Source organism: Winogradskyella sp. ABM4_392, from assembly GCF_056160445.1.
Map to the genome: position 1 here is coordinate 257,635 of NZ_JBSWXE010000003.1, position 16,799 is coordinate 274,433.

16 protein-coding genes are annotated in these 16,799 nt (G+C 33.4%); 13 read left to right on the plus strand and 3 right to left on the minus strand.

Going from position 1 to position 16,799, the window contains the following annotated elements:
* Positions 1-21: 21 nt before the first annotated feature.
* The 3 genes from ACXAFS_RS09815 to ACXAFS_RS09825 all read right to left on the minus strand — a co-directional run bounded on the left by ACXAFS_RS09815 (position 22) and on the right by ACXAFS_RS09825 (position 4,286).
* Positions 22-3,288, minus strand: coding sequence for a cytochrome c biogenesis protein (locus ACXAFS_RS09815; RefSeq protein ID WP_475306662.1), 3,267 nt, complete (start codon positions 3,286-3,288; stop codon positions 22-24).
* Positions 3,289-3,391: 103 nt separating this feature from the next.
* Entirely contained in the window at positions 3,392-3,841 is a 450-nt protein-coding gene (gene mscL, locus ACXAFS_RS09820) for a large conductance mechanosensitive channel protein MscL (RefSeq protein WP_475306663.1), read from the minus strand.
* A gap of 55 nt (positions 3,842-3,896) precedes the next feature.
* Complete coding sequence (locus ACXAFS_RS09825) at positions 3,897-4,286, minus strand: group III truncated hemoglobin (protein ID WP_475306665.1); 390 nt, start codon at positions 4,284-4,286, stop codon at positions 3,897-3,899.
* A 45-nt stretch (positions 4,287-4,331) separates the two neighbouring features.
* Between ACXAFS_RS09825 and ACXAFS_RS09830 the strand changes: the two genes are divergently transcribed.
* The 13 genes from ACXAFS_RS09830 (at position 4,332) to ACXAFS_RS09890 (ending at position 16,761) form a co-directional block, all read left to right on the plus strand.
* Positions 4,332-5,093, plus strand: a complete 762-nt coding sequence (locus ACXAFS_RS09830) for a Rossmann-like and DUF2520 domain-containing protein (protein ID WP_475306666.1) — start codon at positions 4,332-4,334, stop codon at positions 5,091-5,093.
* Positions 5,090-5,650, plus strand: coding sequence for a hypothetical protein (locus ACXAFS_RS09835; protein WP_475306668.1), 561 nt, complete (start codon positions 5,090-5,092; stop codon positions 5,648-5,650). The genes ACXAFS_RS09830 and ACXAFS_RS09835 overlap by 4 nt, the downstream gene beginning before the upstream one ends.
* A gap of 5 nt (positions 5,651-5,655) precedes the next feature.
* Positions 5,656-6,189 (plus strand): KdsC family phosphatase, encoded by a 534-nt coding sequence (locus ACXAFS_RS09840; protein ID WP_475306670.1) that lies wholly within the window; start codon positions 5,656-5,658, stop codon positions 6,187-6,189.
* Positions 6,190-6,194: 5 nt separating this feature from the next.
* The gene (locus ACXAFS_RS09845; RefSeq protein WP_475306671.1) at positions 6,195-6,509 is read left to right on the plus strand and encodes a hypothetical protein; all 315 of its coding nucleotides are present in this window, start codon (positions 6,195-6,197) and stop codon (positions 6,507-6,509) included.
* Positions 6,510-6,518: 9 nt separating this feature from the next.
* Positions 6,519-7,445 (plus strand): geranylgeranylglycerol-phosphate geranylgeranyltransferase, encoded by a 927-nt coding sequence (locus ACXAFS_RS09850; protein WP_475306673.1) that lies wholly within the window; start codon positions 6,519-6,521, stop codon positions 7,443-7,445.
* Position 7,446: 1 nt separating this feature from the next.
* Positions 7,447-8,037, plus strand: coding sequence for a Maf-like protein (locus ACXAFS_RS09855; RefSeq protein WP_475306674.1), 591 nt, complete (start codon positions 7,447-7,449; stop codon positions 8,035-8,037).
* A gap of 115 nt (positions 8,038-8,152) precedes the next feature.
* Positions 8,153-9,076, plus strand: a complete 924-nt coding sequence (locus ACXAFS_RS09860; protein ID WP_475306675.1) for a septum formation inhibitor Maf — start codon at positions 8,153-8,155, stop codon at positions 9,074-9,076.
* Between the two features lie 41 nt (positions 9,077-9,117).
* Complete coding sequence (locus ACXAFS_RS09865) at positions 9,118-9,651, plus strand: mechanosensitive ion channel domain-containing protein (protein ID WP_475306677.1); 534 nt, start codon at positions 9,118-9,120, stop codon at positions 9,649-9,651.
* Positions 9,652-9,654: 3 nt separating this feature from the next.
* Positions 9,655-10,737, plus strand: a complete 1,083-nt coding sequence (corA, locus tag ACXAFS_RS09870) for a magnesium/cobalt transporter CorA (protein ID WP_475306678.1) — start codon at positions 9,655-9,657, stop codon at positions 10,735-10,737.
* A gap of 12 nt (positions 10,738-10,749) precedes the next feature.
* Entirely contained in the window at positions 10,750-11,187 is a 438-nt protein-coding gene (nrfD, locus tag ACXAFS_RS09875; protein WP_475306680.1) for an NrfD/PsrC family molybdoenzyme membrane anchor subunit, read from the plus strand.
* A 133-nt stretch (positions 11,188-11,320) separates the two neighbouring features.
* A complete protein-coding gene (locus ACXAFS_RS09880; RefSeq protein WP_475306681.1) occupies positions 11,321-13,840 on the plus strand; it encodes a PIG-L family deacetylase in 2,520 nt (839 codons plus the stop codon).
* A 136-nt stretch (positions 13,841-13,976) separates the two neighbouring features.
* Positions 13,977-15,794 (plus strand): sodium:solute symporter family protein, encoded by a 1,818-nt coding sequence (locus ACXAFS_RS09885; RefSeq protein WP_475306682.1) that lies wholly within the window; start codon positions 13,977-13,979, stop codon positions 15,792-15,794.
* Positions 15,784-16,761: a Gfo/Idh/MocA family protein gene (locus ACXAFS_RS09890; protein WP_475306684.1), complete on the plus strand. Its 978-nt coding sequence runs from the start codon at positions 15,784-15,786 to the stop codon at positions 16,759-16,761. Before ACXAFS_RS09885 ends, ACXAFS_RS09890 begins: the two co-directional genes overlap by 11 nt.
* Positions 16,762-16,799 lie beyond the last annotated feature (38 nt).

Below are 16,799 nucleotides of genomic sequence, written 5' to 3' on the forward strand. Positions count from 1 at the left end.
TACTGAAAGATAAAGTTTAGACTATTTATAGTAAATCTTATATTTTCTATATGCTAAGAAAGCTAAAACGGCAATGATTATTAAGGTAATGGCTATAAACTGAAAACTCAAGATCTGATCTCCACTAGCATAAGAATGTAATCCTGCTAAGTAAAAGTTAACACCAAAATAGGTCATTAAAACACTACCAAAAGCCAGCACTGACATTAAATTGTATAACCATCTGCCACGTAATCCCGGTACTATTCGCATATGTATAACAAAGGCATAAACCATAATACTAATTAAAGCCCAAGTCTCTTTTGGATCCCAGCCCCAATAACGTCCCCAACTTTCGTTGGCCCACATACCACCTAAAAAGTTTCCAATAGTCAACATTACTAGACCTACAGTAAGCGCCATTTCATTAATGATTGTCAGTTCCTTAATATTAATATTCATGTGCTTTTTATTCTTTTTGGTGGTAAAAACCATTAGAAGTAAAGTCACAATTCCTAATATCATACCCAAAGCAAATGGCCCATAACTACCAACAATTACAGATACGTGAATCATTAACCAATAGCCTTGTAAAACAGGTTCTAAATTTGCTATAGCAGGATCCATCCAATTCCAATGAGCGATCATCAACATCATTGAGGCCACAAACGTAGCTGAAGCCACTGTTAAGCTCGAAACACTTCCTTTATTACTAATAATAGATGAAAATTTACTTGAAGCATCTTTTTTATCTGATTTAGTTTTTTGCTTCGTTATTCCTACGATAAAACCAAACAACATAGTAGACCACGCCACAAAAAGTATAGACTCATAGGCATCACTCCATGGTGCATGACCAGATAGATACCATCTCCAAATTAGCCCGAAGGTGTGTAGTAAAAACAAACCAAAAACTATAACCAATAGAGTATTTATTACAACTTTTAGCCATTTGGCTTTAGAGTTTAAAATTTGAATTATTATAAATACAAATAACAAGGTCGCTGCATACATATAGTAACTAAACAGCTTCTTAAATATATCGTACTTATTGTATAATATTTCAGATTTTACTTTTTCATCAGACAGCATTACCTCACTACCAAACTTTTGCTGTGTACGCTTAAAATCTTCTAATAATCTGTCTGCATTGGTAAAATCGCCTGACTGTTTTGCATTATTTAAGGTCATTAAATAGTAGTTAAACCCTTTGCTAACAAAAGCACTATATAACGAATCTTGAATAACATCTTTATAACCTTCCTGGGTATATTCAAAAGATGATATCCACTTATTATTTTCATCTTCTGGTACAGGAAACATTTTTATATTTCTTCCTTCGATAGCATCAGACAATAAACTTAAGCGCTCGTAGGTCTTTTTTACTTCACTTAAAAAACCACCTTGTACCTTTGCATCAAAAGCAGCCTCAAGGTATGGCCCTAATTTGTTTCGTCTATCTTCTGTAAAGAAATCTAATAAACTTACATATTTTTGATCTTTATCTACACCAATTATAGTCCTTATGGAATCTGCTTTTCTTGGTGTTAAATAAATCACTGGCATATTATACCATAGCACAGGACTCTCTTGTATGGATAAGAATATCTGAGTAGCATTTAAGCCTTCGTAAGTATCGCTTTTGCTGAGTTTTCTCAACATTTCAGACGCGTAAGTATGTATTGGCATCATACGTCCGCTATAGTCTTGTATGACTAATTCTGCAAATTTATCTGCATGCTCTACTGGTGCAACATTAGCTTTCAGAATAGAGTCTAACTGCGCCTTAATTGGTTGTTGATTGTGTTGATGACCATCATTTGATGAATGCTGTTGAGCAAAACCTGAAAGGCTTAAAAACAGAAGCATCATAGTCATCATATTCACTTTCTTTTCCTTGAGCTTTTTTAGACGTTTTCTTATATCATCAAACCTTGTGTTTTTAGCAAATAAAATAGCCATTAACCCAAAATACAATAACATATAACCTGCATAGGTAATATACGTTCCCCAACGATCATGGTTTACAGAAAGTATGGTACCTTTTTCATCTGGATCAAAGCTCGCCTGAAAAAACCTGTAACCTCTGTGGTCTAAAATATGATTCATGTAAATGTGATAATCAAAATCACCTTTCTCTTTATCTAAAACGGTTACTTTACTTTCGTAAGACGAATACGCTTTCTCCGTACCAGGATACTTTTCAGCAATAAAATCATTAAGTTTTACTTCAAAAGGTAATTGTTCTAAACGTGAACCGTAACGCAAGGCAATCTCTAAGCCACCAACTTTAATTTCTTCGAGTCTGTTATAAATTCCTTGTCCACCCAATAGATTAATACTTTTAGTTTCTCCATTGGCAGTAACATCCAGTACTACTCCATCGTCATCACCCTTTAGTATGGTTGGTTTTTTTACAATTCCAAAAACACCTTTAACTACAGGTTTTGGAAATACTAATTGCATATTTCCTATAACATATCTCGAACGTAATGCTAATGGTTGTAAACTATCTTTCACCAATAAACCCGTCTGACCTGTTGCCATGGTCATGTACTCACCTTCGAACGGAGATTTTATAAAAAGTCCTTCTTCTGTATTATAAATATTAATGGCTCCGTCTTGTTCTTTATTTAAAGAAATAAGTACGTTATGCAGACTAGATACTTGTCCTTCTTGTAAAAAATGATTGTGTGGACTACCGTCACCAGCTTCAACAACTTTTAGATAACTTTCACCTTTATCATTTGGAATGATGTCTTTTTCTGCACCCTTTATAAACTCTCGAAGCTTTAAGGTAATTTTAGAATTGCCGTAATCATAAGTTCTTTCAAAATCATTATCTAGACGAGGTGAAAAATCCACCGCTTCCATGATATTTCGTTGTTGTAATTGCCCATTAATTTCGTAATCACCAAGAATTCTTCCGCTTATGTATGTTTTCTGAGATCTAAACTGGCTTTCTGTTTCACCCTCTCTTATCGCCATCATACCTTCATAACCAATATATCTGGTTACCGCAGCTCCTACTATGATTAGAATCCAAGATATATGCAAAATTAGGATAGACCATTTTTCTTTTCTAAGAAGCTTATAACGTGAAATGTTACCAATAAAATTGATGACAAAAAAGACCATAATCGTCTCAAACCACCAAGCGTTGTATATCAAAGTTCTGGTGTAAGGTGTTGGTGAAGTATCCATATTACGGTCTAAAATGGTACCAACAGCCATGGCAACAGCAAATACGATAAATAAAACAGCAGTAAGTTTGGTTGAAAAGAGGAAGTTTGCGATTTTCTTTTGCATAGTCTTAAGGGCTTTTTAAGCTCGTGCAAAGATAGTGCTTTTTACCGTTTTGGCTTTGTTTTTCAGTTCCCAAATGCGTTAAAATTCACTAATATATTTTCAATTATTTTGAAACCTGAGATTTTAAGAGTTTGTTTTGCTCTTCCATCAAAACTTTCAAATCAGACAACAGCTCAATATCCTTTGGTGTTGCAACCGTTGCGTCCTTAGTATCTTGTGCTTTGTTTCTTAATTTATTCATGGCTTTTACAACAATAAACACAGTGAATCCTATAATTAAAAAATCTAAAAATACTTCGAAGAGTTTTCCATATTCAACAGCTACTTCACTTGTTATTATTGCACCTGAAGTATCAGTTACACCTTCTCTCAAAATCAATCTTTTATCCTGAAAATTAGTACCATCAGATAATAATGACAAAGGTGGTAATAAGACTTGTTTTGCAAGGACATCTATTACTTTATTAAAAGCAGCACCAATGATAATACCTATGGCCATATCCATCATATTGCCCTTTACTGCAAATTCTTTAAATTCTTTTAATAGCTTCATTTTTGATTAGGTTTAAATTAACATTTAAACCAACAAAGTTAATAAGAAGAAAGGGTTATTTATTTCTGGATTCAAATATTTTGAGATAGAGAAAAGTTCCCATTTTACGAGCACGTCGCTTTGCGTTTTCGGCATAGTCGCCTTCAAAAAGTTCGTCAATGGTCTGATACCACAGATTTAACCATAGTCCGAAGTGTTCATTTTTTATACTATGGTTGTGAGCTACATCTACCTTAACATGAGCTTCCAAAGGATTACCATAATAACGTGTTTTTAAAAACAAACTCGATTCCCAAAACGTTGTAAGATGTTCTAGATGCACATCCCAATCTTTAATAGTTTCATTGAAAAATGGACCCAACACTTTATCTTTTCTCACTTTTGCATAAAATTGTGAGACTAAGCGATATATATCATCTCTTGTTTTGATATCAGATTTACTCATATTTCAAAGTTATTCTTTTAATCTAAATCTTACTATTTTTACAGCATGATAACTGTTACAATTTTGGGTGCAGGAAATGTTGCATCTCATTTATATAAAGCCTTTAAAAACGCTAAAGATGTTACTGTTAAACAATGGTATAATCGCACATACAGCGATATTTCGTCTTACGCAAATGAAGTTGATACTATAGATGATTTTTCTAAACTTGAAGATGCTGACATTTATATTATGGCTGTTAGCGATGATAGTATTGCGTCGCTTTCTAGAGCACTACCGTTTGAAAACAGGTTGGTAGCACATACGTCTGGCAGTGTTTCTATCCACGATTTAGATAAGAAAAATCAGCGTGCTGTTTTTTATCCTCTACAAACTTTTTCAAAGGATGCGGAGTTAGATTTTAGTGAGATTCCTATTTGTATTGAAGTGACTGAAAAAGCAAATCTTCAGTTTATAAAAGATTTAGCTGAAGCTTTAGGCTGTAAAGCTCATAAGATTACAACAGAACAACGCCAAACATTACATTTATCGGCTGTTTTTATTAATAATTTCACCAATCAATTGTATAGAATAGCCCACGAAATAAGTGATGCAAAAAGCATTAACTTTGATATTCTAAAACCATTGATTATGGAAACTGCCAGAAAGGTTCAGGATATGTCACCTTACATGGCACAAACAGGACCAGCAAAGCGCAACGATAAAAAGACCATAAAACGTCATCTAAAACAGATAGAAAGCGAAGAGCATAAAGCCATTTATGAATTATTAACGGCTTCAATTAAAAAAACACATAATTATAGATGATTGAGACTAACGCTTCACCTTCTGAACAGTCATCACCTTTTTATAAAGCTAACAAAGAGTTCTGCTTAACTTTTGAAAAGTTTATTAAAGAATATGAAGGTTTCTCTGAGGGTAAGTACAACGCTTGGTCTTATTTGGTCATTGGCAAAATTAATACTCCGAAAGAATGGGTTTTAAAGTATAAAAAATCTACTTTAACTTCAGGTAACTTGCTACTTTCTACTAAAACCCAAAACTTATTTGTGTCCTCTATTTGGAAAACACATGGATTAGAAAATGGAAGATTTGTAATTAGAAAAAAGAAAATAAAAGATTCATTTTTAAAAGTTTTAAAGCCGAAATTCAGAGAACTAAACAACTTTAAGAAGTACACTTTAATATCTGAAAACAATTCAAAATCTATTTCAGATTTGATTACTATCTTGAGACCTTTATTAATAACAGGTGAAGTGTATCACATTTCCAACAATAACAAAGAATTGGTTATTGAATTAAGAACTGACAAACATTATTTTGATATATTTAAAAAATTGAATGATAGAAATATCATACCTTAAAACTTATGGACAACGATAAAAGCTATAAAGAATACCTTATAAATATCAACACCTTTATTTTTGATGTAGATGGTGTACTTACTGATGGTACAGTTACCATTACAACCTCTGGAGAAATGCTTCGCAGAATGAGCATTAAAGATGGTTTTGCTTTAAAAACTGCTGTTGATGCTGGTTTTAATGTGTGTATAATTTCTGGTGGCTCTAACGAAGGTGTTCGTAAACGTTTGCAAGGCTTAGGTGTAAAAGACATTTATTTAGGCGCGCACAATAAAATTGAACAACTCAACGATTATTTAGAAAAGCGAAATGTAAAAGCCTCTAATGTGTTATATATGGGAGATGATATCCCAGATTTTCCTGTTATGAAACTAGCAGGTCTACCATGTTGTCCACAAGATGCTGCGCCAGAAATTAAAGCTATTTCAAAGTATATTTCACATAAACATGGCGGGAAAGGTGCTGCCAGAGATGTTATAGAGCAAGTACTAAAAGTGCATAATAAGTGGAATGGTAATTTTGACGCTAAATACGATTAAATAACATGGCTCGTAGAAGCAGACGACATAGCACTGGTTTTGGTTATATAGGGTTTGGCAACAACCAATCTACTTTTAACCAAAAAACAAGTACACCTTTTTCTGTTTACAAAGAAAAACTAGATTTAGAGGCTCATCTCCATTACGAAATGGAGTTTATGCACAAAAATCTTAGTAAAGCCGATAAAGAAAAAATTAAAAATAAAATTCGCAAACAAGAACGAAAACTATTTAGGAGAACAGTTATTATAAGCCTTATTATTTTTTCTTTTGTAGTTTATGTTGTCTATTATTTAATCAATCAAATTCTTTCTCATTAATCCCTATAAATGATTCATTTTCTTAATCTAATCCGTTGGAAAAACCTAATTATGATTGCCCTTGTGCAAATATTAATTAAATATGCTTTATTGCTTCCATTTAATGAAAGCCAAGGTGTTACAACAACTCTAAGTACTTTTGCCTTCGCTATTTTGGTAATAGCAACACTTTGTATAGCGGCTGGAGGTTATATAATTAACGATATTTATGATATTGACACTGATAAGGTGAACAAACCAAGCAAAGTTATTATCAATAAATACATTTCAGAAAAGGATGGCTACACCTACTTCATGCTTCTAAATGTTATAGGTGTTGGACTAGGTTTTTACCTATCGTATCACATTAATTATTCTTCTCTTTTTGTAGTATTTTTTATTAGTTCTGCGTTGCTATACATCTACTCTACTGCACTAAAACAGATGTTTTTAATAGGAAATATTGTGGTATCTATTGTTGTTGCACTGAGTATTTTGGTGGTTGGCATTTTTGAATTAATCCCTTCTATGATGTCTTTCAACAATGTAGCCAACATGCCTTTTTTAGAAATTATAAGGGACTATGCTATTTTCGCTTTCTTAATAAATCTGGTAAGGGAAGTTATAAAAGACATTGAAGATATTAATGGAGACCATAAGGTTGGTATGCAAACCATGCCAATTGTTTTAGGAAGAGATAGAGCAAATAAAATCGCGTTTGTGCTATCTTTAATCCCTCTTTTTGCAGTTGTGTATTACATTATCACGAGTTTATATACGCAACAAATTTTAGTAGGTTACTTTTTAGTATTTGTTGTTGCTCCACTAATCTATATTACCATTAAGATTTTTAGCGCAGAGCAACAATCGCATTACAAACATATTAGTCTGATGTTAAAACTAGTTATGCTCACAGGCATGCTTTCTATGAGTCTTTATCCTTTTATTTTGAAGTAATATGCTAAACAATAAACTAAAAGATTACAACATCATTTTAGCATCTGCTTCTCCAAGACGTCATGCCTTTTTAAAGTCTATGAATATAGATTTTGAAGTACGTCTTCACCCTGTTGAAGAAGTTTATCCAAATACTCTAAAAGGCACAGAAATCACAGATTATTTAGCAAAATTAAAAGCTGAAGCCTTTAAAAATCAACTCAAAGACAAAGATATTTTAATTACTAGCGATACCATTGTTTGGTTAGACAACAAACCTGTTGAAAAACCAAAAGACAAGGAGGATGCCTTTAGGATGATTAAATCGCTTAGCAACAAAACCCATGAGGTAATGACCTCAATTTGCTTTACACAACCAACTCAGCAAAAAATTGTCAACACCATTACTAAAGTTACTTTTAAGGCATTAACAGATACTGAAATCTGGTACTATGTAAACACCTACGAGCCCTTAGACAAAGCTGGTGCTTACGGCATACAAGAATGGATTGGAGCTGTAGGAATCACCAATATTGAAGGGTCTTATAACAACGTAGTAGGTTTACCTACACATTTACTTTACGAAACGTTAAATGCCATTGCCAACACTTAAGCAGATTGTAACTTTGTAAGAAAGCCCATTTTAGGCTCCTGCCTGTCAGTAAACATCACCTTTCCATATCATTTATTACTGACTATCAGTTTATTGAAAATAATAAATATTAGTCATGAAAAAGTTACTTTTTATATTCCCAATTTTAGTAGTTGCATTTCAAAGTTGTAAAGAAGCAGTTGAAACCTCTTCGGAAATCTCAGAAAACTTACGTCCAGAGATTGAAGAAAAGCAGCCAAAAGAAGAGTTATCTCAAGCTTATAAAGATTATTGGTATTCAGGTGAAGCAGAAATTACATCTTACAAACTAGAACAAGCGCGTTATGGTGAAATAAGAGATGGTAAAGCCGTTTTAGTTTTTGTTACTGAAGATTTTTTACCAGACACACAAGTCAAAGCAGATACTTATGACGAGAGCAACATACCAGTTTTAAAGCTAAATGCCACCAAAAAATTCAACACTGGTATTTATCCATATAGTATTATGCAGAGCACGTTTTTCCCTGTAGCAAATAATCAACATGCACTAAAAGTATCAGCTTCTATACAAGAATGGTGTGGCCATGTGTACACGCAACTTAATAACCGTAATCAGTTTGAAATTATGTCACACTCCTATTTTCAAGGTGAAGCAGATCAAAATTTTAAACTTGAAAAAACATGGACAGAAAATGAGCTTTGGACTAAACTGAGAATAAATCCAAGTACCTTACCAATTGGTGAAATTAGTATAATTCCATCATTAGAGTTTACCAGATTAAAACATAAAACCATTACTGCTTACAAAGCTTTCGCAAATTTAAATGATGGTACATATACTTTAAACTATCCTGAATTAAACCGAAGCCTGAAGATTAATTTTAACACAGCATTCCCTTTCGAAATTTTAGGTTGGGAAGAAACATCAACAAGCGGATTTGGTGCATCTGCAAAGACTTTAACAACTAAAGCCACTAAGCTAGAAACGATTAAATCTGCCTATTGGAACAAAAACAATAATACAGACGAAAGTTTAAGAACTACATTAAAGTTACAATAGAATATTATCTACCTTTGTTTATATACTAACCATATTACTCTATGTCAAATTTCTTTGAAACTTACCAATCTGAGATTATCTATTCCGTTATTGTTCTTGTTGTAATGCTAATTATACGAGCGATAATTGTTGTCGCAGTAAATAAAATTGGTAAAAAAAGCGGAACTACCGAAGCCAGAGCTGCACTAATTGGTCGTTATGCAACAGTAACCTTGGTACTGTTAGCATTGTTGATAGAAGCCTTTATTCTCGGTGCCAAAACCAGTGACATCACCTTAGTGTTTTCGTCTGTATTTGCTGTTATCGGTATAGCCTTATTTGCTATTTGGTCTATTTTAAGCAACATAACTTCTGGAGTAATTATGTTCTTTTCATTCCCTTACAAGGTTGGTGATAAGATAAAAATACACGACAAAGATTATCCTGTAGAAGCTATTATAGAAGATATTAGAGCATTTCAACTCATCCTTAGAGAAGATAATGGAGACTTGGTTACTTATCCAAATAACTTAATTCTTCAAAAAGCTGTAACTTTAATGGAGAAAGATGCCTTAGACGATAGCAGTATCCTTTAAATTATGATTAAAAGACGAACTAAGAAAAAACGCACCCAAGAATCTAAAAAACATATTGGTCAGGTTCCTGGAACGCTAATTTATACTGGAAAAAAATCAGACAAAGATTTTCATGTAGAATGCTTCGATTACACAAAAGACCATATTGAAGAATCTATTTTACTCAATATTGAAGATGCTGTTAACTATAAAGAAACAGATTCGGTAACCTGGATAAATGTCGATGGACTAAAACATACAGACAAAATTGAAGATATTGGTAAACAATACGACCTTCATCCACTGGTTTTAGAAGATATTGTAAACACTTCTCAACGACCTAAAATAGACGAATACGATGATTATCTTTTTGTAGTACTAAAGATGCTTTATTACGATGAGGACGAAAACATTGTTATTGAGCAGGTAAGTATTGTTTTGGGCAAAAACTATGTATTAACTTTTCAAGAATCCGAAGGAGATGTTTTTGGGTCTATTAGAGAGCGACTGCGATTGTCTAATGGAAGAATAAGAGGTTTAAAATCCGATTATTTAATGTACGCATTAATTGATGCTATTGTAGATAATTACTTTAGTATCATTGAAACCTTAGGCAACAAAATTGAAGATTTAGAAACCGAATTGTTTTCTGGTAATGCCAGAGAAAACATAAATATCGAAGTACAACAACTTAAACGTGAAATTCTAAAAGTCCGTCGTGCAATTTTTCCACTTCGCGAAATTATTAATCGTATTGAAAAAGGTGAGCATCCATTTATTTTCAAACGCACAATTACCTTTTACAGAGATATTTACGACCACTTAATTCAAGTATCAGAAAACATAGATATCTACCGTGAAATGATCTGGAGTTTAATGGATATGTACATGACTACCATTAGCAACAAAATGAACGAAGTGATGAAAGTGCTAACCATTATTGCTACCATTTTTATTCCACTTACCTTCATTGCAGGTATTTATGGAATGAATTTCGAAAACATTCCAGAACTACACTACAAGTATGGTTACCATATACTTTGGGGAGTTATGATAGTGCTATTTTTGGCAATGCTTTATTATTTTAAAAGGAAGAAGTGGTTGTAGCTATTCTAAAGGATGTTTTTATCTGATAAACTTTTTGAAATCCCAATATTCTTAAGCAAGTACATCATTGCTTATTTATATCTGGTTATATTCCTTCTTATAATAATACGAATTCTAACTAGTAAAGAAAATAGTTACTCTTCTGCCTTCAACTTCATTAGATGGATAATGATTATTTATTCAATAATCACAATAATATGTTGGTTTCTGATTTTAGCACTACCAAATTCTGGTGACTATGCTTTTATTAATCGTGCTACAGGACCATATGCTTGGGCATATTGGTTAATGCTATTCTTTAATTGTATTTTTCCTCTTATTCTTTTTTACAAACCACTTGGTAAAAACATCTATTTTGTGTTATTAGTTTCCATTCTAATGAATGTAGGTTTCTTTATGGAACGATTTGTAATTATAATTACCAGTATTCATAGAGATTACCTACCATAGTTACAGTCCACATTTCTAACTTTTAGTATCTAATATTTCACATCTCAGAAACCCAACGTTAAACAAAACCTAAAAACAAGGTTATAGTAGGCATGTTTTTTATATTTGATGAGCACACTAACTAGATAACCTCATGTTTCAGATTAGACTCTGTATTCTCTTTGTTTTTAGCTGTTTAATTTCTTTATCAGCACAACAACCCAAAAAACTCAATTCCTCAGAAATCTATGAAGCTGTTCAGAAGCTTAATGTTTTAGGTTCTGTTTTATATGTTGCAGCACATCCAGATGACGAAAACACGCGATTAATTTCTTACATGTCCAACCAGGTGAAAGCACGCACAGGCTACTTATCACTAACACGTGGAGATGGTGGACAAAACCTTATAGGACCAGAAATTAGAGAACTGCTTGGAGTCATTAGAACCCAAGAATTATTAGCAGCTCGTCGTGTAGATGGTGGTGAACAACGTTTTACCAGAGCCAACGATTTTGGCTACTCAAAACATCCTGACGAAACCCTAGATATCTGGAATAAAGATTTGGTGCTTGCCGATGTGGTTTGGGCAATAAGACAATTTAAACCAGATGTGATTATCAACCGTTTTGATCATAGAACACCTGGTAGAACTCATGGACATCACACATCTTCCGCAATGTTAAGTATGGAAGCTTTCGATTTAGCAAACGATGCCTCTCAATATCCATCACAATTGCAATATACTGATACATGGCAGCCAAAGCGTATCTTTTTTAACACGTCTTGGTGGTTTTATGGTAGCCAGGAAAAATTTGAAGAAGCCGACAAAAGCAATATGCTGAATTTTGATATTGGTGTTTATTATCCAAGTAAAGGTATGTCTAACAACGAAGTTGCTGCTTTGGCAAGCAGTCAGCACTTATGCCAAGGTTTTGGTCGTCTATCGCAACGAGGAAGGCAACAGGAATATATCGAGTTTTTAAAAGGCGAACCACTGGATAATAGCAATTCAGTGTTTGCAGGTATAGACACGTCTTGGAATAGAATTGAAGACGGAAAAGCAATCGGAGACATTTTAAACTCCGTTGAAGAGAATTTTAATTTTAAAAATCCAGCCACTCACCTACCACAATTATTAGAAGCCTATAGATTGCTCCAAAATGTAAAAGATGAGCATTGGAAAGCCATTAAAACCAAAGAATTACTGACCATAATTGAGGCTTGTGCAGGCTTATACCTAGAAGTATCAGCAAATTCACCACATGCAGCACCCAACTCAACAGTAAGTCTAAATATCGAAGCATTAAACCGAAGCTCTGCATCAATTAATTTAAAATCCTATAAATTATCGACACTTCCTAATGCTATTTCTAAGGATATGAATATGGTAGAAAACCAGAAATTAAATTTTAACGAAGGCATTACAATACCAAAAAACATACATTATACGACTCCGTATTGGTTGAATAAAAAGAGCACACTTGGCATGTATCATGTCGATAATGCTCAATGGGTAGGCAAGCCAGAAACACCAAGAGCTGCATTTGTAGATTTTAATTTAAACATTGAAGGTACACCTATCACCATAACAAAGCCTGTAGTATACCGTTATTCGCAACCAGACAAAGGTGAATTGTACAGGCCTTTTGAAGTGATACCAGAAGTATCTGCAAGCATCTCTGATAAAGTTTTCATTTTTGAAAATGATCAACAAAAAGAGATTGAAGTGACTGTAAAAGCTGGTCGAGATGCAATTGAAGGCTATGTGCAAATGGCATATCCAAACGATTGGAATGTCTATCCACAAAAACAAAAAATTGAAATTGTTAATAAGGGTGACGTTCAAAAAGTAGTATTTACAGTGATTCCTCCAAAAAATCAGAGTGAAGGTCTTATTACTCCAATGGTAAACATTAATGGAGAATATTACACTGATGAACTTGTAGAAATAGACTACAGTCACATTCCTTTCCAAACCGTTTTAATGCCAAGCGTAAGCAAAGTGGTGCGTTTAGATATTGACAAACGTGGTAATAACATAGGCTATATTGAAGGTGCTGGAGATGTTGTACCAGAGAGTTTAAGACAAATTGGCTACAACGTTACCATCATAAAACCTGAACAAATCTCAGCCGAAAACCTTATAAATTTTGATGCAATTGTTGTTGGTATCAGAGCTTACAATATCTTAGATGAATTAAAATTCAAACAAAAATTCTTACTAGACTATGTTAAAGAAGGTGGAAATCTTATCGTGCAGTATAATACTAACAGACGTCTAAAAGTTGATAATTTATCACCTTACCATTTACAACTTTCAAGAGATCGTGTTACAGATGAAAATGCCTCAGTAACAATACTTGATCCTAACCACTCACTACTAAATTTTCCAAATAAAATTACAACAGAAGATTTTGATGGCTGGGTGCAAGAACGTGGTTTATACTTCCCTAATGATTGGTCAGAAGAATTTACACCACTTCTATCCATGAATGATAAAGGTGAATCGCCTAAAGAAGGTAGTTTATTGGTTGCCAAATACGGAAAAGGTAACTACATATACACAGGTTTAAGCTTTTTTAGAGAGTTTCCTGCTGGTGTCTCTGGTGCTTATCGACTTTTTGCCAATTTACTTTCTGCTGGTAAAGAAGAAATTAATAAACTTAAAAACTAATACTTTATTAAAATGCAGAACCAAGATCAACCGCAACCAAAGCAAAAATGGGACAAGATGTACACCATCGTACTCATCGCAAATGCACTTTACATTGTATTATTTTATTTTATAACTGCTTCATTCGCTTAAGCTTATGCAACAGACTTTAGACTGGATAGATTGGACTGTTCTCATTGTTACATTAGCTGTAATTGTAGGTTATGGCACATGGAAAACGCGAGGTAGCAAAAATGTTCAGGATTATGTAAGAGGTGGAAATACTACAAAATGGTGGACTATCGGTTTGTCTGTAATGGCAACACAAGCTAGTGCTATCACGTTTCTTTCTACCACAGGTCAAGCATTTTCAGACGGCATGGGATTTGTACAATTCTATTTCGGTTTGCCAATTGCTATGGTTATCATCTGTCTGGTATTCATCCCTATTTACCATCGGCTTAAAGTATATACCGCTTACGAATTTCTCGAAAATCGTTTCGATTTAAAAACCAGAACACTTACTGCCATTTTATTCTTAATTCAGCGTGGCTTGGCAGCAGGTATTACCATTTTTGCTCCTGCCATTATTTTATCTGTTGTATTAGGTTGGAACATTGTTACGCTCAACATTATCATTGGTGTTCTTGTTATTATCTATACCGTTTCTGGAGGTACTAAAGCTGTAACAGTAACCCAAAAACAGCAAATGTTTGTCATTTTTGCTGGTATGGTAGCTGCATTAATCATCATCATCAACCTCATTCCTAATGAAGTTTCTGTAGTTGATGCTATTGATATTGCTGGTGCAACTGGAAAAATGCAAGTATTAGATTTTTCTTTCGATTTAGAAAATCGCTATACCGTTTGGACAGGACTTATTGGTGGCACATTCTTAATGTTATCGTATTTTGGTACAGATCAAAGTCAGGTGCAACGCTACCTTTCTGGTAAAAGCATGAAAGAAATGCAAATGGGCCTACTCTTCAACGGACTACTAAAAGTACCTATGCAATTCTTTATTCTTCTGGTTGGTGTTATGGTATTTGTATTTTATCAGTTTAACCCTTCACCATTAAATTTTATTGATAAGTCTACTGAAACAGTTTTAGCTTCAGAATATGGAAATGAATATAGAGCGCTTCAAGATAAACAAGCAGAATTGTTTGATATGAAGCAACGTCTTAGTTTAGCTTATGCAAAAGATGAAAACCCTGAATTAAAACAAGAATTATTTCAAATAGATAGTATTGAAAAAAGCTATCGTTTAGAGTCTAAATTCTTAATTAAAAAAGCCATTGATCCAGAATACAAGGCAAAATATATTGCTCTTGAAAAAACAGTTGAAAAACTGGAGTCTGACCCTAAAAGCGAAGCTTACAAAACCAAGTCGACTGAATTAAAAACGCTCTACAAAGACGCTGCCAAAGACACTCAAACTAATGACCGAGATTACATGTTTATTCGGTTTATTCTAAATCATTTGCCAACAGGTTTAATCGGTTTATTATTGGCTGTAATTTTATCGGCAGCTATGTCTTCAACGGCATCAGAAATTAATGCTTTAGCAACGATTACATCCATTGATTTATACGGCAGAAATCTAAAAGTAGATAAAGGTGAAGTACATATGGTAAATATGACCAAGTGGTTTACGTTAGGTTGGGGAATTATAGCTATAATTATTGCCTGCTTTGCGGATTTGGCTGAAAATCTAATCCAACTTGTAAATATTATTGGCTCTATATTTTATGGTAATGTGCTTGGTATTTTCTTGCTAGCTTTTTTCTTTAAACACGTAAAAGGTAACTCTGTTTTTATTGGAGCGCTAATTACACAAGCTATTGTAATTATCGGTTGGGCTTTTGATTGGATGCCATATTTATGGCTAAATCTTTTTGGTTGTATATTGGTTATTGTTATAGCACATATAATTCAGCCTATATTACCTAAAACACAAAACAATGGAAACTAAAACAATACGTTGGGGAATTATTGGAGCTGGTAAAATCGCTGCTAAATTCGCAAAGGATTTAAGTACTGTCCCTAATGCTAAACTATATGCTATTGCATCAAGAAACCTTGAAAAAGCTAAGGGATTTGGTGTAGAATTTAATGCTGATGTAGCTTATGGCAATTACAAAGAGTTAAGTTTAGATCCTAAAGTTGATGCTGTTTATATCGCAACACCACATAGCTTTCATAAAGAACACACCCTTTTATGTCTTAATCAAGGTATTCCTGTTTTGTGTGAAAAACCTTTTGCCATGGATTTAAAGGAAGTTGAAGAAATGATTCAACTTTCAAAAGAAAAAAATACACTTTTAATGGAAGCAATGTGGACTATATTTCTTCCTCATTTTAGATATGCATTAGATTTAATTGAGCAAAAGTATTTTGGTAAACTCATAAAGCTTGAGGCTGATTTTGGTTTTAAGCCAGAGTATGATGTAACATCAAGATTATTTGACAAATCTGTTGGAGGTGGTAGTCTTTTAGACATTGGTATCTATCCTATTTTTACAGCAATCTCTAGTTTAGGAAAACCTGACATCATAGAAGCAGAGGCTGAATTCTTCCCAACTGGTGCAGATTCAGAATGTAAAATGATATTTAATTACAGTGATGTCTTAGCAATTCTTAGAAGTACATTAAAAGAAGAAACTAAAACAGAAGCTGTTTTTCACTGCGAAGAGGGAATTATTAAAATTAATGGTCGCTTTCATGAACCTTCAACCGTAACTATAATTGACAAAAATGAGAATGAAGAGCTTAAAATTTTTGATTATAAAACAATTGGATATAGTTACGAAACAGAACACTTCAATCAACTCATTAGAAAAGGTAAAACCGAAAGTGATGTTATGACTTTTGAAAAAAGCAAAGAGCTTATTTCAACTCTGGATTTAGTTAGAAAACATATAGGTTTAACTTATAAATAAAAAACGCAACTCAATGAGTTGCGTTTTTTACTATGTGG